Annotated in this window: 12 protein-coding genes and 1 pseudogene; 9 read left to right on the top strand and 4 right to left on the bottom strand. The window is 56.3% G+C overall.

Annotated features, from left to right (window positions below; genetic code table 11):
• Window positions 1-1,885 precede the first annotated feature (1,885 nt).
• On the top strand, window positions 1,886-2,860 hold the full coding sequence (locus BM004_RS40930) for a replication initiation protein (protein ID WP_177206656.1): 975 nt from the start codon (window positions 1,886-1,888) through the stop codon (window positions 2,858-2,860).
• 924 nt (window positions 2,861-3,784) lie between these two features.
• On the opposite strand, the gene BM004_RS30695 is transcribed toward BM004_RS40930, so the two are convergent.
• Window positions 3,785-4,270 (bottom strand): hypothetical protein, encoded by a 486-nt coding sequence (locus tag BM004_RS30695; protein WP_093219020.1) that lies wholly within the window; start codon window positions 4,268-4,270, stop codon window positions 3,785-3,787.
• Window positions 4,271-4,484: 214 nt separating this feature from the next.
• Here BM004_RS30695 and BM004_RS30690 point away from each other — a divergent pair, with 214 nt between their 5' ends.
• Window positions 4,485-7,217 carry a UvrD-helicase domain-containing protein gene (locus BM004_RS30690; RefSeq protein ID WP_093219019.1) on the top strand — a complete coding sequence of 911 codons (2,733 nt, stop codon included), beginning with the start codon at window positions 4,485-4,487 and terminating at the stop codon, window positions 7,215-7,217.
• Between the two features lie 659 nt (window positions 7,218-7,876).
• On the opposite strand, the gene BM004_RS30685 is transcribed toward BM004_RS30690, so the two are convergent.
• Window positions 7,877-10,957, bottom strand: coding sequence for a metallophosphoesterase family protein (locus BM004_RS30685; RefSeq protein ID WP_093219017.1), 3,081 nt, complete (start codon window positions 10,955-10,957; stop codon window positions 7,877-7,879).
• 454 nt (window positions 10,958-11,411) lie between these two features.
• Here BM004_RS30685 and BM004_RS40925 point away from each other — a divergent pair, with 454 nt between their 5' ends.
• From BM004_RS40925 to BM004_RS41605, 6 genes are all read left to right on the top strand, one after another.
• Window positions 11,412-11,810, top strand: coding sequence for a hypothetical protein (locus tag BM004_RS40925; protein ID WP_143072569.1), 399 nt, complete (start codon window positions 11,412-11,414; stop codon window positions 11,808-11,810).
• Between the two features lie 84 nt (window positions 11,811-11,894).
• Window positions 11,895-12,770: a hypothetical protein gene (locus BM004_RS30680; RefSeq protein WP_093334565.1), complete on the top strand. Its 876-nt coding sequence runs from the start codon at window positions 11,895-11,897 to the stop codon at window positions 12,768-12,770.
• 1,842 nt (window positions 12,771-14,612) lie between these two features.
• A complete protein-coding gene (locus BM004_RS30675; protein WP_093219014.1) occupies window positions 14,613-15,968 on the top strand; it encodes an AbiJ-related protein in 1,356 nt (451 codons plus the stop codon).
• A gap of 176 nt (window positions 15,969-16,144) precedes the next feature.
• Window positions 16,145-16,906 (top strand): Hachiman antiphage defense system protein HamA, encoded by a 762-nt coding sequence (locus tag BM004_RS30670; RefSeq protein WP_093219012.1) that lies wholly within the window; start codon window positions 16,145-16,147, stop codon window positions 16,904-16,906.
• On the top strand, window positions 16,906-20,406 hold the full coding sequence (locus BM004_RS30665; protein ID WP_093219011.1) for a DEAD/DEAH box helicase: 3,501 nt from the start codon (window positions 16,906-16,908) through the stop codon (window positions 20,404-20,406). Before BM004_RS30670 ends, BM004_RS30665 begins: the two co-directional genes overlap by 1 nt.
• Before the next feature lie 313 nt (window positions 20,407-20,719).
• On the top strand, window positions 20,720-20,863 hold the full coding sequence (locus tag BM004_RS41605; RefSeq protein WP_177206655.1) for a hypothetical protein: 144 nt from the start codon (window positions 20,720-20,722) through the stop codon (window positions 20,861-20,863).
• Window positions 20,864-21,431: 568 nt separating this feature from the next.
• Here the strand turns inward: BM004_RS41605 and BM004_RS40920 are convergent.
• Entirely contained in the window at window positions 21,432-21,656 is a 225-nt protein-coding gene (locus BM004_RS40920) for a hypothetical protein (RefSeq protein ID WP_143072568.1), read from the bottom strand.
• Between the two features lie 111 nt (window positions 21,657-21,767).
• Window positions 21,768-22,115 carry a hypothetical protein gene (locus BM004_RS41600; protein ID WP_177238194.1) on the bottom strand — a complete coding sequence of 116 codons (348 nt, stop codon included), beginning with the start codon at window positions 22,113-22,115 and terminating at the stop codon, window positions 21,768-21,770.
• Between the two features lie 137 nt (window positions 22,116-22,252).
• On the opposite strand from BM004_RS41600, the pseudogene BM004_RS40915 reads away from it, so the two are divergent.
• Window positions 22,253-22,374, top strand: a pseudogene (locus BM004_RS40915) (IS3 family transposase); the annotation flags it as partial.

Raw genomic sequence — 22,374 nt, 5'->3', positions numbered from 1 at the left:
AATCGTTCGTTCCCGAGGATGTCCCACCGGGCGGGATGCCGTCGGGTGGAAGGGACTCGGCTGGCAAACCCACGGTTCGGAGGCGGAACGCATCGAGCGGTTGTTGGAGGGAACGGTCTTGCGGGCTGAAGGTGCCGGAACTGAAATTTGGCCTGTGTTTCATTTGATTTCCTTGGGTTGGCTATGCCGCCGCTCGTGCGGACTCTTCCGTGTAGGGACAGCGTCGCTCGTCTAAAGCGCATCAGGTGGGCGGGCTCTATAGGCCGTTTGGTAGCAAGGTCGGCCTCGCTTACGGTTGTAGGAGAGCCTTTGCGCGGGCGGGAGGTCTACGGGGACGCGACCAGGGAAGCGGTGACGTCCCTCACGCCCCGCGCACTGTTGAGGCGGCAGTAGGCGTTCCAAACGTACTCGCCGTCCGAACTCCACCCCGACCGGCCAACGAGTTCATAGACGCGGCCGCTTTGGGTGACCCCCTTGCGAGCAGCGCTGTCGTACGTCGCGATGCCCGAGGACACGCGCCCAGATTGGCTGCCGAACTGCGTCGCGACAAAGTGCCTCGACGGCTCGTCGCCGTAGACCCCGAGCACCTCGTACACCCGCCAGTCACGAAGGCGAAGGGACGGTTCGTTTTCTATCGATTCCACTTTCCAGATTGACATAGAGGCTCCGTATAAAACGATGGCCATAGCTCCGCCCGCAGCGGTTGATAGCTGCTCTGAAGCGACATGCTTTTGGGGGCGGGCGCCGTCGAACGACCGGCGCGGGCTAGAAGGTTGGAATTCGCGGATTCAGAGAGGCACCTCCTTCAGCAAGTGAGCAGAACGAGAAAGCCAATCCGCGGCGCCTCTGTGCAGGATGTCATCAGCGATGAAGCCGAGGCGTAGGGACTTCGCTTGTCCAAACCTGCCTGTCGAATCCACCTGGACGCTCCTGCCAATCGGGACCGCCCTGATTGGGGACGCGATTCTTCAACTCGCTGTTGGAAACAGCATCAGGAGTTTCCATGAGATGTTTGCGCAGTGGTATGAGTTATTCGCGAATGCATGTGCGAGGAGGGAAGGGAGCGTTCTTGAACCGACGCAAAGACCTATGCGTCTACTGCTTGAACTGCAGTTTGTACCCGCAGTATCGATACGGAGGCAAAGGCGAGAACGCCTCGGGAGCGCCATAGCACGGCCGCGGCGGTAGCTGGCAACGTTTTAGAGAAGGCCTGCCGCGGCCGTCTAAACCGAAGCATCTACGGTAGTCGCTCGTCCGACATGCGGGCTACGCAAGGCCGGTCCAGCGGGCCGGCGCGTCGTTGGCGACGGCCCTCCGCCTAGCCGCGTGCTCGAATTGTTGGGTTCAGAGGCACCTCCTATGAGTGAAGCGGGCCAGTTGGGGGTAGAGATTCTTGGCGTCGCTCCGTTCAACCGCATCAGGTGAATTCCTGAGGAGTAGACGTCTCGTTCTCGGGCCGATGTGCGCCTGAGTCGCATCTCTTGGGAAACGAAATGAGGTCGGGTGTTTGAGGAGGATGGGGGCCACCGGGCGTCTTCCGCGCTGTGCATAAACGTACCTTCTAGACATCTCTCTCAGCTCGGGAGACGGTCGAGGACGCATTGTTTGAAGGCCGCAGCCCACGTGCGCATCTAACATTCAATGAATTTCCTTCTCGACCTATATGAGCTGGCAACGTTGCTCAAACGGAGTCCGGCCACAATCAAGCGGCGACTTCGCCGGAATCCGGACTCCTTGCCGCCCCGCCTCGAGTTGCCGGGTACGCGACTGCTGCGCTGGAGACAAGCGGAGGTGGGCCGATGGCTGGCAGTGGGGCGACCGTCTGCAGCGATGTGCATACCTGATGCTGCAAAGTCGTTGCGCGAGAAACCACCCTTGAAGGTTCATGGTCTTGCGGGCGCATACGGGGCGCAGTGTGACTAAGGCGACTGATGCTCGTGCGCCGGAGAGCGAAATTGAAGGTCAGGTAGACGCAGCATCGGTACTCGCGGCTGTGCTGTCCGGTCGCGACCCTCTATCGGCCAGCGACGCGACCAAGCTGCGACTAGACCTGGACGCCAGTAGACGGCTGTCCTGGCGCGAGCGAGAGGCAGTTCGTGCGCAGAAAGAAGAAGATGCCGCAAGGGCGTTTCAGGTGCTGAAGCCGGGGTTTAGCCAAATGATTTCTCATTTACTGCGCTCTGACGTATTCGCTGTTGGCACAGCAAGCGGTGAAGGTAGTCTCCGATTTCCCATTTATTGTCATGACAGCTTGGACGTACAAGCTACCGGGGAGACGGTGAAGTACATGGGGCCGCGGCTTGACCAGTTTGATAAGCGAGTATTGCTCGCGCTACTGGAGCAAGCTTCCGGGCGTCAAGGTGACTGTGAGTGCCACTTCACCGCCGCTGAGATTCTCGAGGCGATGGGCAGAGACCTGTGTTCGGCCAACGTCAACCGCCTGCGAACCTCGCTCACAAATCTGAGGGCTGCCACCATCACCGTCGCGCTCTATGAAAGGGATTCGGGATACGTTTTCGGCCTTATCTCGGACGCCTCGTGGCGAGGTCGTAAGTTTTCGGTTCGAATGGACTGGCGGCTCGCCCAAGCGTTGAATACTCTGGGCCGCACCTACATCCCGATGCGACAACGACGGCGTTTGGCAGACGGCATCCAGACTGCGCTCGCCGATTTAATCTATTCAACCAAGGTCGACTTGATTCAGATTCGCGACTTGGCGACGATGTGGGGGCGTGACCCCGAGCAGCTCGGACGCGACATCACCGTTGCGCTTGCTAAGCTCGTGCATGCCAAGGTTCTGCAGTCGTACCGGCGTAGGCGAGGATTTTTCACGTTCACCAAAGGCTCGCGTGAAGCGTAGCTGCCGAGACTCGGTAGTCGAATAAAAGAGTGAAAGTTTCCACGTAAGGCGAAAGCTACGTGGAAACTTTCACCAAAATGGCCCTAGTTTTCGGCCTCGGGAAAGTAAGAAAGGGAAAACTTCCACGTTCGAGCTACGCTAAGCGAGTGGCCATGCGGAGTTTTCCTATCATTACTCTTAAGGCGCGCTGCGCTCGGCAGGCGTCTGCTCAGCTCCCGAGAAACGACGCAGGTAGGCTTCAAGAGTTGAAAGGCTTAGTCAAAGGCGAAAAGGAGTCTGAGATGCGTCGACCTCCTTGGGGCGGTAGGACTCCGAAACGCCGGTGGTGCGAAGAAGCGTGGAATGTTTCATCATGTCCTCTCTTCCGAATCGCAACTGCGCGCGGCGCGTACTTCTAGAATTCATGCATCGTGCGCCCCTGGCGCGAGTGGCCAAGGAGGTTCTTCTTTAGTTGAACTGCTGAATGCTGTTATCGCTACTTTTTGGTGGCGGATTTTCGGCAATGGCGCATCAATAAGCCGAGGTGCTGCTATCACTCGTCGCAAGTCAATTGCAGGTCGAAGTGATTTGCCGCGCAGCTTGATATGCGAGGAAGCCTTCTGCGCAGACTCTGGCGGGTTCCAAGCAGCCCGGAAACTCACGTTCTGTTCGATTACTCAATGGACATGGAGCATGCCGAGGTTGTTGGGGCGTCGAGTTCCAGTCCCATCGGCGGCCTGGGCGGAGTCGGCGGTACGGCCCTCCGGGTTCTTGGAACCGCGATGGCGACGAAGAAATGGGCTGCTGAAGCGGAGACTTGGCTAACAGGTTAAGCCTTCGGCCATGGTGACACGAAGCCAAGTGCATTCGTGCCCAAAACATGGATGCTCCATTGAGCCATGGCTCATGGGCGCCTACACCAAGCCAAATTTTTCATTGAGCCCCTTACAACGGCCAATGGGTTCTTAGCCTCCCGAGCTCGCGTAACAACGACTGCAGCTCTTCATTGACCGAAGACAGCTCATCGATTGAATACTCCACCACCTGCTGTCCGTCGCCGGTAGGCAGGCCGATGACGTTTACGACTTTGCTGCGGCGCGGCTCAATGCCCCATCGCCCGTGGACGAGCTGATTTCTCTGGATTCTGGCGACGTGCATGCGCTCAATCCAGCTGTCGTATGCTGCCCGGCGTTTCGAGCCGGCCGGTAGCTTCCGCGCCGCATGTTTGGCGAGCTCACCCAGCTTGCTGTGAAACGACAAGGCATCGACTTTCGGCGTCAGGCTCTCCAGATTTGCACCGCCGTCGACCCAAACGAGGCAAAGTCCAAGGTTGACATCAATGCGCGAGAACTCGAACAGCATGCGCCCAAGCAACGATGCCGCCGCTGCTTCCAACGCTTCGCGGTGAGCCCAGAGCTCTCCGGAGGTCATGGCGCTGATATCGGGGTGCGGAAATGAGGGTTGAGGCATATGGCATCGTGTTGCAGCGCCTTTATACAATCCCCAGGATTGCTTTGTCTCCGCCTCAGAAACTCCCAATGCTGTTCCTGTTATTCAGCGCTCCCTTAAGCGAAAGCGCCGTTCAGGCAGGCTCGCTACTACGTCGGGCTGTGATGTTCGCTACCCGATTCGAGAAGCGCAATCAGTGAAGCAGCGTTGGAGCTCCACGAAGGCGGGAAGCCTTTTCACCGCGTCACCACCCTGGACCCTTGTACTGCATGGAGACCAGTTTGAACTCACGGTCCAAGACAGAAAATTGACCGGCGGCCTTGCTCAACTCGAGAACTGCAGTGTGAAGACCGGGGCGTTCTGGGCAGCTTTCCGGGTGACTGGCGCCAATGGCGACGTCCTGAAACTTGACGGAATTCCCAATTCTCGGGGGCTTGGGCTGAAGGCTGCCATCGATGCAGCCCTCTTGGAAAAGCGTCGGCGCGCTGAGGCTGCACGGCTTGTCGAGCGTTTTGCACAACTCGTGCGGCCGGTCGGGGAATGGGCGCACCAGGCCGTCGACGCCTGCAAAGCTCAGATTCGCCGCCGTGGCTGGCTCAGCCGTGAGTTCATGTTGCGCGTCGACGCCCTCAAGCCGCTGGAACTAGCCAAGGTCCTCGAACACGACGCTGTCAGGGAGCACCTTGCCCGGCAGTCTGATTCCGTCAAGGAAGCTGTAGCGCTGTGGCGGCGACCGTTTTTTGATGTGGTTTCCGACATCAACAAGTGGCAGGCAACTCAGGCGGCGGAGGGCGACCACGTCTATTTCGACTCCGTCGAAAGGTCCCCTTTGACGACAGAACAGCGTGACGCAGTCGTCTGCTTTGATAGCAGGGTGCTGCTCGTCGCTTCCGCCGGCTCCGGGAAGACATCGACCATGGTCGCGAAAGCCGGCTATGCCCTCAAGCATGGCTACTTTTCTGCAGACCGGCTCTTGCTCCTTGCGTTCAATGCAGATGCGGCGGTCGAACTACGCCAGCGCATTCAGGACAGACTGGCGCCGCTTGGACTGCCCGTGGACAAGGTCGTTGCCAAGACCTTCCATGCGTTCGGCCTAGACATCATTGGCACGGCCACCGGCAAGCGGCCGTCCCTCGCCGCTTGGCTGGACAACGGCCAAGATTTGGAGTCGCTCCTGCAGATGGCCGACACTTTGAAGGACAGCGACGCCGAGTTCCGAACTTCCTGGGATATGTTTCGCGTTGTCTTCGGGCAGGACCTACCGAAGTTCGGCAAGGAGCAGGAAAGTCCAGACTCATGGGACGGCGAACAGAAGCGCGGAGGTTTCTGGACACTCAACAACGAGGTGGTCAAAAGCCGGGGCGAACTAGTCATCGCAAATTGGCTGTTCTACAACGGTGTGCGCTATGTTTATGAGGGCTCCTACGTGCACGACACGGCCACGGCGACCCATAGGCAGTACAAGCCGGACTTCTTCCTGCCTGATGCCAACGCCTATCTCGAACATTGGGCGTTGGACGAGAAGGGGGAGCCCCCCGCGGAGTTTGCTGGGTACAAGGCGGGAATGGATTGGAAGCGCAAGCTGCATGCCGACTGTGGCACGACGCTTCTCGAGACCACGATGGCAGACCTGTGGTCAGGCAAGGCATTCGCGTATCTCTGTTCGGAGCTCACAAAGCGCGGTATCAGTCTCGACCCGAATCCAGACAGAGAAGTCGCCGGTCGCAAGCCCATCGAGAATCCCAGACTGGTCCGTACGTTCCGGTCGTTCCTAACCCATGCGAAGAGCAATCGCCTATCCGCGTCGGATTTGAGAGGTCGCTTGCAAGCCGGAACGGCTGGTAGCTTTCGCTTCCGGCACGAGATGTTTCTTCGCCTGTTTGAGAAGCTATCGGCCGCTTGGGAGGAAAAGCTCCAGGCTACGCAGAGCATCGACTTTGAGGACATGCTCAATCTCGCAACCGACTGCATTGAGAGCGGTCGCTGGACCAGCCCATTCGAACTGGTGATGGTCGACGAGTTTCAGGATGCAAGCCAAGCGCGAGCTCGCTTGATGGCAGGTCTCATGCGCGGCCAAGACAAGTACCTGTTCGCCGTTGGGGACGACTGGCAGAGCATCAATCGATTCGCAGGTGCGGACCTCGGCGTCATGACGGACTTTGAGCAGCGATTCGGCAAGGCGACCACTTTGCGGCTGGAGACAACGTTCCGCTGCCCACCTTCGCTTTGCGAAATCAGCAGCACCTTCGTGCGTAAAAACCCCCGCCAAATTTCGAAAGCCGTTCGCTCGCCGAAACCGGACATCGATAAGCCGGTCCGCATCATCCGGGTCAAGAGCGAGCACCACATCCGCTCCGCTATCGAGAAACGCATCGGCGAAATCTCGCACGGGGCTGAGCAAAACGGAAGCCGGGAAAAGGTCTACGTTCTTGGTCGTTACCGCAAAGACTCGGAGCACGTGCTGGCGATTCGTAGTCGACAGTGGGTGGATGTGGAGTTCATCACGGTCCACTCATCGAAGGGGCTAGAGGCGGACCACATCATCATTCCACGCATGACGTCCGAGACGCTCGGCTTTCCGAGTCGAGTTGCTGACGACCCAGTGCTACAACTGGCGATGCCCGGCGAGGATTCCTACGAGTACGCCGAAGAGCGCCGGCTTTTCTACGTTGCCCTGACGCGGGCACGTTCGACTGCGACGCTAATCACCATTGCTCACAAGGAGTCAGCCTTCATCACTGAGCTTGTGAGGGACCAAAAGCTCGAAATTGCCAATGCAGATGGCTCGGCGGACGACGCCGAGGTTTGTCCGACGTGTGGCAGCGGATTCCTCGTCGCCCGCAGGGGCCCTTACGGACAGTTTCTGGGATGCAGCACCTTTCCGCGATGCAGTTTCACTCGAAAGCGCTTCGGCAGCCAGCGCGCGTAGCGGTCGCAGACAAGCGTTGGAGCTTTGCCCCGGTCGGGTTTCTAGTCCTGAAGTCAATCCTCGCCTCACCAAGAGACTAGCCATTCGAATATGCACGGAATAAGGCTCGCAAACTGCTGCCAACACTTGACCCAAGCGCTTCTCGCCGAATCGGTGGATTCGCGCGCCAATGGCAGTCCATCGCCCGACCTTCACACATCCGCCAGGGAAGAAAATCGCTTCGGATGTAGGTGAATGTATGCTCGAGTTCAGCCCAAACTCATATCCGTTGAGAGGCACGATGAGGGCGGAAATCAAATGCAGCGGCACCGCTCTGTCTGCACTCCAGGAGACGCAAGTACCTCACGCGGAGTCGCCTTGACGCCGAGGGCAATACGGCCTCAAGTTGTTCGCCTCGCGGGGCGGCTAGGTCAAGTCGGATGGTCGTTGACGCCCTCAACTTCACTGTCGTTCTTCTCTCCATCGGCGGCGAGAAACTCCGGAGGGGCAACAGAATCGAGCTGGTCCTGTTCTACCTTGTCAGCGAGCTCACCAAGTGTCGACGTACGAGAGCTAGAGGCGAGAGTTGCGATGCTTAGAAGGCGCGTAAGGGACGACATTGGGTGCGTAGATTTTCTTGGTTGATTGGTTGGTTGTTTGGCCGCGGAGTGGAAGCCATCCTACCTAGTGGAAGGCAACTTCTTTTTCTCACGATATCTCAAATCGACCGCATGCTGCATCTTTAAGCCCAGTACTTTCTGACTGTCTAACCACTGCTTGTCCTGCTCTGTAGTCCGGAACATGTAGAGACGTCTAAGGGTAAGCATCTGAAGCACGCGCATCGCGATGAAGTCTTTCTCTACATCTACTAGCAATGTTCGCATCTCATTGCGGGGAAGGTCTCGAGGCGAATCCAGGCGCACGCCTACTGCTATCAGCTTGGCAGCGGGGGTGTTGATTGCCTTTGCCGCTGCATCGATGTCTTCGAGTAGGTCATCGGAGCTGATTGATGTTACGGCCTTAGCAATAAAACCGAAGGAAGACATCTGCATGAGTTGAGCTAGTAGTTGAGCGGCATCCTTTTTCATTTTCTCAGGGTCTTGGTCTCCCTTTCTTTGGCGGATGAGCTCCATAAGCTCACGTTGCGCTTGCTCACGGTCCGCCATGAAGGTCGCGAAGTACGCTCGAACGGCCCGCAGCGGCCCTTTCAATAGCATCTGGAGAAGCTCAACGCGCTTTGCCCTGCCGACGCTAGCAATCTGGTTTTTGAGAATCTGTCCCAAAATTTCAACCGTTTTTAGAAGTGCAACCATCTGGGGGATGAAATCGCGGTCCGCGTCGTCTTGCTTGCAGTCGGCGAGTCCGTCAGAGCTGTCATCCATTTCATCGCGCTGCTGATTCACTCGCTTACGCACCTCTTCAGGTTGCTCGCCGGTGTACTTCAGTGCCGGTAGGTCACGTACGAACTCTCCAATTGCTGCGGTGTCGCCGTTGCGAAACTCAATTGGAGAGACTGCCCTGAACGGACTGTTCACCGCCTCTAGGACGCAGCCGAGGAAGACTGGGTCATCAAAGGCATGATGCGCGAGGAAGAGCACAGTGTTCGCATTCTCACGGACATACAGATGCGCGCAGCACTCTTTGATGTGCGCAAGAATGGCCAGGTCGTCGAGACGGCCGGATAAGTACTTGCCCTTGAGGAAGTAGTAAATATAGTGATATCGGAAGCGATAGTATCCTCCACTCTCGGAGAGAATTCGGGCTTGCACTAAGGCTCGAAGCCGCGGCTCCAGCTCCACGCGCACTTCTTCATCGGAATAGCGCTTGTTGAATGTGCGCATCTCCTCGAACGACAATTCCTTGTGCTCCGTGGCATGCATCACCCATGCTAGATGCGTACAGTATTCGATGACCTTGCCCCAGTCACGCTTTGCCACTCCGGACGATTTCAAGCCTTCTTTGATGAGGAAGTCGTAGTACTCACCGAGGCCACTTTCTTCGAACCCCCCTGAGACACCGGTGTCGATGCTTTGCAGTAGGGTCAAGAGATACAGAGGCAAAGATGGCACAATGTTTCGCGACATTACCGAATCCAGTAAGCGTTCGGCTTGGTCGCATTTGGCAAGCATTTTTGCCTCGTCCAAGGAACCGTCATTGGATGTTCGGTGAACCCATTGCCGAATCAAATGCGCCCTTAAGGTGTAACCGAAAGGCATGATTCGGTACTCGCGAACGTCCGCCAATGCGCCGTCGGCATGTGGCGCCACAGATGCCTTGAAGTCAAACAGTTCGCTAACCGTGACGAGAAAATATTTGAAATGGGCTTTCGCCGTAAGCAGTAGCTTTGCACGGTAGGCTGCAGCGCGTACCGGGCTATCGTCAAGGTCGTCCAGCAGAAGAATTTTCTTGGTGTTGGGCGTCTGCAAGAACTTTTGAAGCAATCCTTCACCGTATTGCTCGGTAACTGCCCTGCGAACGGCGTTCTCGAAGTCTTTATCGCTGGTGCCCTTGATGTCGGCGCCTCGAACATAGACAGGTAGGAGCCCTTGGTCGTGAAAGCGAGCCTGAAGCATGTACAACAGGCTGGTCGCTCCGACCTTCTCCTCGCCTGATAGCAGAACCCCGTTCTCGGACCGTGTGAAATCCTGGAGCAAGGAGGTACTTAAGATGCGCTTGATTTCCGTCTTCTCGAGAAGCTCCTGCATGTCCGGATAGATGTACAAGTCTGCGAGCTTGATTGCCGAGCCCTTCGCCGTTTGGAAGGCTGCCCCCGGGTCCGTAATAAGCTGTCGAAAAGTGTTAGTCAGCGGAAAGCGGCTCTGCGTCTTCTTCGGGATACTGCGAAAGTCAGCCCATGAGCCTTCTTCGGTACTGGTGTAGCTATCGTTCGGAATGTCCCAGAGATACCGCGTCGACCGGTAGGTTCCGTCGTCGAGATTCAGCTCAACGACATTGAAGGATGACGTCGTCGGCCGTTTCTCATCTTGGAGTACGCAACCTTCAACATAGGCGCTATGTCCGGTGGAGGAGCCCGTGTCTTCCCCGACGCCTCCGACATGCTCATGCCCTGACAACGCGATGTTTGAGAGGCTGCGCAGCAACTGCTTGAACTCGTGGTAAACGCCTTGGCTGAACCAGTTGAGCGGGTGATGAATCACATTGACGCGCAGGTCAACGTGCTCGTCGAGATACTTGACATAGCGTCCGTGTGGGAACACTAGACTTCCCGGCTCCTCACGCAACTGAGAGCACCAAGAAACGTTTAGAACGTCGAAAACGATTTCTTTATTCTCGACCGTAAAGCGATGAGCAACCCAAAGCTTGTCGCCCACTCGCGTTTCGCCAAGCGATTCCAGTCGCTCGGAAAATTCACGAAACGAAGATTGAATAGCGCACGCAGTATCGATGATGCTGTCATCGATTTCGCTCGGGGCGCTGCGAATCCCCTGCAGCACCAACTGACGAGTTTTGTTATTCATGGAGAAGTCACAGTCGTGATTGCCTGGGGCAACGACGAAGTGAATCGGAATGTTGCGCTCCATCTTTATGACGTTCTCGAGAGCGCGAAAGAGCACCTCAGCTGCGTCATATTCTGTTTTCGTGCCGCTCCAAGCGATATCGCCGGAGACAACTATGAAGATGGCTGATGCAGAGGGAAGGTATGCAAAGAGGCAGGCACCAATTTCATCAGCCTTTCCTAAAATCCAATCTCTTTCAGACCGGATGTGAATGTCGCTTAAATGAAGTATCACTGCGGCCACTAAATTTCTCCCTCTTCAAATGGAATTTATTTAATCACCATTGCAGCAGTAACTGCAATGGTGATTATTATTCGCCTGCACGCGTTACGCATATTTTAGAAGAGATATGTGGGAGTGCTGGCTCGCGGCGACATTCGTTGCGTGTGCGCATCACGTCGGGGGCACATTTGGCTAGATGTCTAGGCTTAATATTGGGGTTTTCCCTTGATTCTTCAGGGCTGACCCAACACCTAAGTTCACCGCTGTGACCTCAATTGTTTAGCGTGCGTATCGTACGAGCCCGGCCCTACCAGTCTTCAAACCATTTTGTCGTTCCTGCCAGTTATTGCTTCTCTCAAGTGAGAGACGGCGCCGATGCGTCAACTGCTGGCATAATTTCAGTTTCCATCAGAGGGTCTATGGCTAGCAAAAATAAAAACATGTTCTTAGATTGATTGTGCACGCGTCGGCATTGGTGTTGTTGGCGCTCATTGCGATTGGTCTTTCCAAAATGGGCCTAATTAGCGAAATGAGTGAGGTCCCTTTTTGGCTTTCAAAGCCAATAACAATTTTGGCTTCAACCAAGTTCGTTTTGCCTGCGCTCGCTCTTCTAATCGTGCTGGCAGTAAGCCATCGATGCTTGCGGGCTGGTAATAAGTATCGAGCAAAAGTGCGTTTTCTTTTTTACGCCGTATTGATTTTTATTACCGGAAAGTTATATTGGATTGCAGGCCTTGCATTCGGTTTGTGGCTTATGAATTACTTCGGAGGCGTGGCGCAAGCGCAATTTTCTTATATAATTCTTGGCCTGGGTTGTTGGCTCGTTGGTTTGACTTTTTGGATTGGAGTTCGAGAAATTACATTCAAGGTCTAATGATTAAATCACTGGAGTGATGCCAAGAGTTGGTGGCGGTTGGTTGGAACACGTCATCGACGGCAATGCCTTTTGTACCGCCTCATGACCAAAAAGCCAAAAATAGAGCGCAAGAAAGACAGTTTCGACTGGAAGCACATGCGCGTGGAGGCGCTCTTCGCCTTCCTCGACCGAAACAAAGAGTGGAACAAGGAGTTCCAAGAGCGTGAGTACATGCGCTGCCTCGCGGGCTGCGTCTCGGGCCACGACAGGCTGGTCCGCTTCCTGCATTTGAATGTCAACACGCAATCGGGCCCCGATATGGACGAACTCAAACCATTTTGGGAGGCACTTCATCGCGCCACCGCGGAGCAAACCTCCTCCATGAGTTCATTCACCGAGTACTTAACTCAACAAGCAGAGGAGGTGGCTAGGAGGAAGGGAGAGGCCCTGGCGCGGCGGCGGCCCGTTAGCGGAAAGTGGGAAGCGTTGTTTAGGGCCCTAAATGCGCATCCGGGCTGGGGGATTAAGACGACTGCACTCTTCGTGAAGGCGACCATCAAACTTCACCGGGGCCGCATGGCATTGCACTTCTGGCCTGACGCCACGCCAGCGCTTGCCCCTTTCCTTGAAAGCAAGCCCTTCTTGCCCGTGGACCGCGTCATCCTGTGCATCCTTCGAGAACTCGGGCATGCCTGCCCCCGCATCGACAACGTTAACCGTGGAATGCGACGTGAGTACTCGGCCGAGCAGATGCTCACGTGGGACGACCTCTGGTTTTGGGGCTTCTTCACGCAGACTGGTGGAGGGGATGAACGAATCCTGGGCTGGAACTCGGGAAAGTTCTGGAGCCAGTTGTCTTCCGCCAAGAACCACGAAGCCGAGTTAAAGGCATTGGGGGGCGAGTTTGTGCAACTTCTTGGGGCGCTTCATCCGCGACCGGAGGCTCCTCACCGCATCTTGGCAGTTGAGATGCCTTGAATCGGCCGCTCAAGAACGTTGGCGGCGAGCATTGCGCTCTTTCGAAACTTGCGGATTCGTCAATGGCGGTCGTTTGAATTGAGCGCTTTCAACTAAGCACAATCTGATTTAGCACGTATTGCCGCCTGCAAGGAGACCGGATGGACGTATTTCTTCGCACTTGGAAAGACTGGGCTGAGACCGTTGGTGCGGCCAGCCCGGACCAGAGCCTGCCAGAGGACCGAACGCTCCTAAGCGAGCTTGCCGGAGCTCAACGCGTGGTGCGCTGGGGCGGTTGGCGAGACTGCCAGGAGCAGTTCGACCCTTGGGACAAGCGCGCGCCTATTCACACTGGGCTCGTGCCTTTGCCGTTTGTTGGTGACGTTCGTCGCGCCAAAGTCTACTTTCTGCTACTAAACCCTGGGCTGTCGGCAACCGATTACTACGCCGAGTACGAGGCGGATGGATTTCGACAGAGGCTGCTATCCAACCTTCGGCAGGACTTCGCACAGACGGAATATCCGTTCTTTCCCTTGGACCCGCGCTGCGCTTGGCACTCTGGAAACGCGTTTTGGGAGCGCAAGCTTAAACATCTACTTCTTCAGCTATGCGAGCGTTCAGGTCACTCGCACGCACAAGTCCGAAAGTTTCTGGCGAAGAATATCTGCGCCATTGAGATGCTTCCCTACCACTCAGTCCGCCTAGACGTGCCAGGCAAGTACTTAGCGAGGTTGCGGTCCTGCGCGCTGGCGCGTGAATGCGTAGGTGCGCTTGTGCCACAAGCTCGGGACGGCCACTCTATGCTGGTGGCAATGCGGCAGGTAGATGTTTGGCAAGTCCCGCTAGACTGTAAACACATCGTGCGATTCTCGGCAGGCGAGGCGCGCGGCGCGCATCTGAGTACCAAAGAAGGTGCTGCTGGCAGACGGGTAGCTGATTTCTTGCTACCGCATCTAAAGTCAGAAAGCGGTCAGATTTTCTAGGAGCAGCGGTCGCCCGCTACGTCAACAACCCCCTCTTGAGGCTTCTCGATTGCTACGTGCTGGACGCCATCGGGCAACGGGACGATGCGAAGCGGGCATCCCTCGAAGGCATGGAGTCTCCGTTGGCAAAGACTTTTGGGTCAAGCGGGACGTGGCAAAAATGGTCGCGCTGCAAATGAAGTTTTCTTAAGAGATACCGAACAAGATGCGGCGCTTCTAGCACAGCTACCTGGAACATGCAAAGTCGCTAAATCGTTTCGTTTACCCTGCCGAGTTCAACGCTGACATCCCTAGGAAGAACCTCGCTAACACTGCGCCGCCGACGCTCGATGTCCACTGACGGTTGGCCAGATGCAGACATTTCCTACGATGCCCGCAATACAGAGTCCCACCTGCACCTCGCTCTGCTTTAGATGTCAAACGTAGTCGCAGTGCCAGTGCCAGTGCCAGTGCTAGTTCTTGCTCTTTGGGCCGCACTTCCCGCTCAAAGCCAGCTACCGACCCGATGCCTAAGATAGACGTGCCCGCTCCTCTGAGTGAGAAAATAGAGGTCTCGCGCTTACTTATAAGAGCGAGAGTGTTCATTTTTCCCGGCAGCTCCGCGTGCTGTCAAGCTAGATGGTTGAGGTGTTTTGGAACATGATGTTGTTGACGGACGGAGAAAAAACTTCCGTGTTTTATCGTCATTTCCAAAACCTTGGTTCGAGGACACCGCTGTCGCTTGGGTGGAGCCCAGATATTTCCCATCAAGGAAGAATGGCAAAAGCCGCAGGCGCCCGTTCTGCTGCAACCAATGTGCCAAGAGGTTCCTATCAGCAAACCCAACCCCGCGGATAATGGTTCCCTCGCTCGCGGTCCAAGTAAGGCATCATCCTGTCGAATGAATACCTCGGAGAACTTGAGGCGGCTTCTACGTCCGGTGGTGGGAGATATGAAGGATGCTTGCACCAATAGCACGATGCCGGACCTATGCGCTGCGATGGGCTTACCCGTGCCGCCCGAGGGGGGCGACAAGCGTGGTCGGCTGCATGCCGCGTTCGATGCTCTTCCTGACTCTGACATACCTGCCTTTGCTCAGAGATTAGTCGACCAACGCAGCGTCCGCGGTGAGTTGCGCAACCATGTGCAAGATGCTCTTTGGGCTCACCTGCCACTCATAGATATACCAAAGCGAAGCCGTCGAGACATTGCGCGTTCGCTGACCCAAATAGAGCTATTCGCGCACTGGGAGCACTTTTCGCAAGCCTTAAAAGACGTTTTCATCCTTCAGGAGTACAGGTTTTCTGGTCACAGTGATGATGTGCTGGAGTTCGCACACCGTCACTTTGTGCGAAATCCGGAAGACGCCGACGTCGAACTTCTGTTCGAGAAGCTGCGGGCCTTCGACCTGCCGAATAGAAGATTTGTCATGCTGCTGGAAAAGTTCGCATCAGCGGACGTGCAGGTTGACGCAAACGCCCAGGAACGCTTCGTTAAGGTTGTGAATCCTATGTTGCAGGCCGCAGGAGCTGAGCTCAGGCAAACCTCGACCGACGGTGGGTACCCGATTTTCACCGTTGTGTCCCTCAGGTCGCCGAGGGGGCGGCCGAAGAACCTTATTTTTGCATCATCGACAAAACCTGATATTCGACTCAGTGACGCAATCGACAATGAAATCGAGATTGCGTCGAACCCAGACGCGGTCTTGGTTTATGACCGTCCTCTAGGAGCAGACGGTCTGCGGTGGAGCGAGCTTCAGCGCTGGTGGAGTGAGACCACCGGCGAAACGAATGTCCAGAAGGCTCGGCAAACCTTGCTTCGTCGACTACAGCAGTGCCTGCCGGTCTCGTCGCCGCCACAGCGGCTGCTCTTCAGGACGTTTTTCAAAACGTTTGGCGAGTCCGTTCCTCGACTGCCTGCACTGCTGCCAGAAGTTTGGCTCCATTGGGACCCGAAGACGGTGGTTAGTCGAGGAGCCGCTGCGCTGTTGACTCACCGCATGGACTTTCTCATGCTCTTGCCTGGGGGAGCAAGGGTTGTGCTCGAAGTAGATGGCGCACAACATTACGCTGACGACTTAGGTCGGGCTGCCCCTAAAACATATGCGCGAATGGCTAAGGGAGACCGCGAGCTAAGGCTCGCCGGGTACGAGGTGTATCGGTTCGGTGGAGCGGAGTTGCAAGGACCCGAACCTTCTCTGCTCGCTGCTGACTTTTTCCGTGCGCTGTTTCAACGACACGGAATTTCCCTCACCTGACTTCCATAAAAACAAAGGCACAACTTGGCGTGAGTCAACTGAAAGTTGGCCCTACGTGGTGCTCGTAGGCACATGGATTTTAGAGCGTTGAGAGGGACCGACTTAAATCGGAACTGCTGCATTTCCCGCACCGTATCAGACGCTAGTAGATACTAGGGGAAAAGAGGAGGTCCCGTATGACTCGATTCGCCGAGTGGTGCACACAAGCTGATATACCTGCTGCGCACCATAAATTGCAGATTTTGACGGCTGACGCAGCGAAGCTGGGAGCAGCTGTGGACATCGTCGCTGAGGTTGTCCCGGACCACTATCTGATGCCTGGTCGCCTAGCTGACCTTCTCACACGCTTAGGGCGCGAAAAAGTCGCAACATACGTGGCAGAGAAGCTGCCGACCTCCAAACAAATTAAGTCGGGCGACCTGGGGGAAATCCTGTGCACGACTTTCATCCATGAGAACACTTCTTTTAAGCTTGGCATCAAGCGCCTTCGTTGGAAGGACCATCGCAATATGTCCATGCGCGGGGACGATGTGTTGGCGTTCGACCTCGGGGAGGGCGCGACCGGGCTCAAGGTTCTTAAGGCTGAAGCCAAAAGCGGCGTCAAAGTGCAAGCCGGCGTGGTCGACAAGGCTCGTGAAGCACTATCGGCGTTTGGCGAGCTTCCTTCGCCCCATGCTATGAGTTTTGTGGCTGACAGGCTTGAAGCGGCGGTGGACAAACCTCTCCGAGATGCGTTGGATGATGCTCAGATGAAGCGGGGCCTAAAAGCCGCGCATGTCACTCACATGCTCTTCACGTTCTCTGGCAACGATGCAACTATGACGCTGACCACAAACCTTGCAGGTTATTCGGGCGGGTCGGCACAGCACTATGTTGGCATTCGTGTCGAAGACCATCAGGCCTTCATCACCTCTGTGTTCGCGGCTGTGGAGGTCTAATGGCAACCACACTCGAAGAGCTGCAGGCGAACATTGAGGCCGCCGTCACGCCGGGGTTTCGGCAGAAGCTGCTCGCGCGAGGCCAGGCCCGCGGAATGATTTGGCGAGCTGGGCTACTGCCCATCGACGCTCCACACTTCAGCCCGGAACTATCCGAGGACCTACTGTCTTTTGGGTATTCGCTGCTGCTGCATGGGCTGAGATACGTAGACCTAGGAGGCAATTTCTCACTCGCGAGAGTGGCGTTTGAGGTAGCCGCCGAGTCCATTGAGGCAGTGGTATCACGTGGCGAGGTTGACGAAAATCGCGACTTTCACCGTCTGATAGCAGGCGGCGCTTATCACCTTGGCCGCTACTCGGCACGCGCCTACTCGATGCTGTTTGAAGGGCTGGGGCAGTCGAACTTGTCCGTTGTCGAGCGCTGCTTGGCCCAACTCATGTTGCGAGACCTTGAAGGAGTAAATGCTGCGGTGTCGAACTGGTTCGAATCCGGCGTAGGCTCGGACAGCAGCCTCATCGCGGCATTGAGCATAAGTATCGACGCAGAAGTCGACGAGCAAAACGACAGAGAGGGCGGTGTAGTCGAGGCCATGACGCTGGCATTAGAGGGAAACTTCCTATCTGCAATGTCCCAGACGCTGCTCGCCTTGGAGCGAGGGGAGCAGTCTCTGATATTGCAAGCCCAGGCACGTTTGCGAGAAGGCCTGTCCGTTGCAGGAGAGTTGAACCTAGTCAGTCAATGGTGGACTCACCGGCTGGCAGTTCATATTGTTGACGGGCTTTGGGCAAGTAGCTTCCATGTGCTCCTACCAATTCAGGGGCCAGCCGGCGCAGATGTGGGCGAATGGGTGCACCTGCGCAAGCTGCTCATCGCGTCGCTCATGCGTCGTCGTCGAGCAGAGATTGAACTCTGGCCTTCACAGATAGATGCGGCGAAGCGCGTGCTCGAATTTGATGCCAATCTGGTGCTTTCATTGCCGACTAGCGCAGGAAAGACACGCATTGCGGAGTTGTGCATCTTGGCCTGTCTTGCACGTGGAAAGAGAGTGGTCTTTGTGACCCCGCTTCGGGCGTTGTCGGCGCAGACCGAAGGGTCGCTACGGCGGACTTTCGGACCGCTGGGTAAGACTGTGTCAAGCCTGTACGGCAGTATCGGCGCAAGCTCGAGCGATGTGGATGCGCTCAAGTCCCAGGACATTGTGGTTTCTACGCCCGAGAAGTTGGACTTCGCACTTCGAAGCGACCCCGAGCTGCTGGATGACATCGGACTGGTTGTCTTAGACGAGGGCCATATGATTGGTCTTGGTGAACGTGAGGTCAGGTATGAGGCGCAGATTCAACGTCTTCTGCGGCGTGCTGATGCTGCCAGCAGGCGGATTGTTTGCCTCTCGGCTATTTTGCCAGACGGCGACCAGCTAGTAGATTTCACTGCATGGCTCACGTCCGACCGTAAAGATGGGCTCATTAAGAACGACTGGCGTCCTACTCGCCTGCGATTTGGGGAGGTTGACTGGAATCCAGTCAGTAACCTCGCCCAGCTCAAAATCGTGGTCGGGGATGAGCACCCTTTCGTCTCGAAATTTGTTGTCGGTAAGACCTTGACCGCCAATAAAAATGCAAAGGTCTACCCAGCATCTCAGACTGACTTGTGTATTCTCAGTGCCTGGAGATTGATTGAGGAGGGCCAGTCAGTCTTGGTCTTCTGTCCGCTCCGGGTGTCGGTTGTACCCTTCGCTCGACGCATTCTCGAGATGATTCAACAAGGTCTCATCGTGCCAATGCTGGCCCCGCCTGCAGAAGACCTGACCTCCGCCCTCGCAGTTGGTGTCGAGTGGTTCGGACCGGACCACGAGATTCTCAAGTGCCTGCGCATGGGAGTTGCGGTGCATCACGGAGAACTACCGACCTCATTCAGAAAAGAGATAGAGCGTCTGCTACGAGACGGAGTGTTGAAGCTTACGGTTTCTTCTCCGACCCTTGCACAAGGATTGAACCTTGCTGCAACGAGTTTGGTGTTTCACGGTCACGCGCGAAAGGGCGCCACGATTGACGTCTCTGAGTTCCGGAACGTCGTGGGTCGCGCTGGGCGTGCATACATCGACATTGAGGGGTTGGTGCTATATCCCATGTTCGATAATCAGGAGAAACGTCGCACCGCATGGTCAAGTCTTATCGCGAGTAAGAAGGGCCGAGAGATGGAAAGCGGCATTCTGCAACTACTCCAGTCACTACTCGTGCGAATAGCGAGAAAACTGGATGCTTCTGACGTGAGCGCCGTGCTTGACTACGTTGCCGGCCAAGGGGGATGGGATTTTCCGTTCCTTCGCTCCGAGACCGGATGGCGAGCAGACGAGTCGGCTGCGGAGTGGCCGCGCCACCTGACGAGTCTAGATACGACTATCTTTAGCCTGCTCGGTGACGCCCAAGTCGCAGACGAAGACATTGAGGCGACGCTGGACAAAGTGCTGGCATCCTCGCTTTTCATGCGGCGAATTACGCGTCAAGACGGCCTAATGCAAAGTCTCTTGATTGGCGGATTGAAGGCGCGGGTGAAATTTATATGGTCCAATTCTACCGCCTTGCAACGTCGCGGTTATTTCCTCGCGGGCGTAGGCCTGGCTTCCGGCCAAGCACTCGATAGCAAAGCGGAAGAACTTGAGTATTTACTATTGCAAGCGAATTTGGCCGCGGACGAAGGAGAGGTCGAAATCGCAATTCAGGCCATCATCGGATTTGCAGATATCGTCTTCGAAATCCCGCCCTTCAGCCCGAAAAAGCTCCCTGGGAACTGGAAACATATTTTGGAGTTATGGCTTCGAGGGGTGCCAGTGCCATACATCGGCGGCGATGGTCCGGATGATTCGGTCTCCTTGATTGAAGGCGCCTTTATCTATAATCTTCCGTGGGCCATGGAGGCTGTACGGGTGCGGGCAGAGGTGCATCAAGACCTGTTCTCAGACGATGTTACCGTCGCCAACTATGGAAATGCGCGTGCGGTGGCAGCGATAGAAACGGGAACTCTATCGGGAGCTGCATCCACTCTCATCAAAGCCGGTTTTGCGTCTCGGCTAGGCGCTATCCACGCAGTCGCCATCACGGCAGCCGATTTCGATTCACCGGCTGGGATGAGGGCTTGGCTTGCATCCCCAGAAGTAAAGGCGCAACGTGATAACCCTAGTTGGCCTACGGTGGAATCACATGAGTTGTGGGTCGACTTCACCGCGCCCCACGGTAGCGGATACACGATGCCTTGGTCGGCGACCATATACACGGGTCCTGTTACTTGGCACGGTGTGCCCATGCCGCCAGGCACTCCACTTAAATTGGGCGGCGGACTCGGCAAGGAAGATGCGATTTACACCGCAGACTTCAAGGAGGTCGGCAAGATTGGCTATGCGTTTAATCGGGCCGCTGTTGGCCTGTCCATTGCGTCAGCCACGGGAGCTACAAATGAGATTAGCTTTGAGTACATAGGTCCGAACGACTTGGCTGCTCTGTAGTAGGTCGCGCACAGTCCGCCACAACCGGACCTTCCGGTAGGACCATGCAGCCCACGCCCTGTATGCGTATGTAGACGGCTCTGGCCTAGAGGACGTCGCCGCGCCTATCGAGGAAAGGCTTTTCGAGCTTGCCGCTGCGCCAGACTGGGTCACTTCAAGGCCGCCTGCGGTAAATCAGAAAACAGATGTGTCTGGCAGCCACCCTGACGACTTGCCCGACTGGGAGCTGGGCATCAACTTGGCACTGGTAGACCCAGGCGGCGAGCCTGAAGGATGGTTTAGAGACGTTGAGTGCGTTGTCGGGCACTGAGCGATGCTGAGCTCGACATTCGTCCGCGAGTTCGTCATCGGCATTGCCGACAACGTCACGGGTGATACCGAGGGCCTCTTCTTCGTCGAGTCCGATGCGCCGGACCTTGGCAGGCTGCGGAGCACCATGGGTGTTCGCAGTGGCTAGCATCATCGCCTTGCAGTCAGGACCAGACCTTCACGAACCACGTTCCCAAGAAATCAGATGAGTGTTCTTCAGTACGAGCGTGCGTTGGCCCTGCTCGAAGCGCCGGAAGCATACCCAGCCCTCGCTTAGAGGAAGTGCATGAGGCTATTGCGTGTGTGGGTGTACCCGTCGTTCAAGCCGTCCGCCTCTTGGTCCATCATCCAAGAGGGCAGGAGATTCTTTATTCGCCGGGTCGTATGGGACCAAGCCCTAACCGTCGACTCGGAACCAGTTACCCACGCTGCGGAATCTCCCGCGGAGGAAGGGGGCTTCAGGGCGCTACTTTCCGAGCTTCAGGCCATGCAAGTCACCCCGTTTGCCTCTGGCGCTGTACGCCTTTCAGTTGGCCGAAGGCGGCACGTCGTCATGGTCCTTGCTGGGGGCAAGTCTGGCGGCGAGACCGCTTTCTAGGAGAGGTAGCGACGGGAGCGGTGCTCATTGCGGACGGTAGCAGAGAGGTCTTGCAGCCGCACGCCGTTCGTAGCGTGCCGTATGCCTTTTGCTGGAAGCCGGCACCTTGACGACAGCGTCAACGCAGTATCGAGAACTCGTCTACATCGGCAGCAATGGCCACCGACCGAGCCTGAGTCAATATGCTCACGTCATCAGAAAAGAGGCGCAGTGCAAGGCGAGCGACGACGTCAGAAGAGGAGTGCCAGAGCGCGCCTGCGCGCAATGCAAAAAATTGGCTCGCGGCTCCCGAACGGCATTCGGATGGGTGCCTGACCTCGGGCAGCAGTTCTGCGGCAATCATTGCCGGTACTTTATGGCGCAAGTCGGTGTGCGTGGCGCTAAGACTCAATGCGCAAAGATGACTTCGCGCATAAGTCGGGCGACCGCATCAATGCCTGTAGGCAACCGATGGTCAATCTGCCCAAACGGCCTCAGCCAGTTGACTCGTTCTTTCAAGCAAAATTTTGGCCTCCAAAAGGTTGATAAGGCTAACGGGGTTCTTCACAAGTCCACCGCAGTCGGGCCACTTCGATATGAATCTCCCGAGCCCATCTATGGCACCAATGTTCGCCTTTGCGACTGCGCCTTCGGAACTAAGCTCTCCGAACCCTACAAGGGAGAGCTGTGCTTTGACCTGCGTCAATACAGCCTGACGGTCCTTGTCCTCAATCTTGGGCACCGGCGACTTTGCTCGGTCGGAGTCAAGGAAGGACTGGTATGCAGTCCTCGCCAAAGTAAGTTCAGTCAAAGCTGACGACATCGGTCCCTTCGTGTCTTCCTTGGGATTCCTCGCCTTAGACAAACACTCCAAGACAAAGCCCGCCGCTCGGTAGGCATGAGCGCTACCTGAATCGCCCCGGATTTTGTGGAGGCTCAACACTCTGAGAGGATTGAGCCATGAAGAAGTCGAACAAGTTCTCACCCGAGGTGCGTGAGCGCGCGGTGAGGATGGTGCAGGAGCACCGCGGGGAGTACCCGTCGCTGTGGGCGGCGATCGAATCGATTGCACCGAAGATCGG

The sequence above is a fragment of the Variovorax sp. OK212 genome (assembly GCF_900112425.1).
Classification (GTDB): domain Bacteria; phylum Pseudomonadota; class Gammaproteobacteria; order Burkholderiales; family Burkholderiaceae_C; genus Variovorax.
The sequence above is the reverse complement of the archived record's forward strand: the minus strand, read 5'-3'. Positions and strand labels throughout refer to the sequence as shown.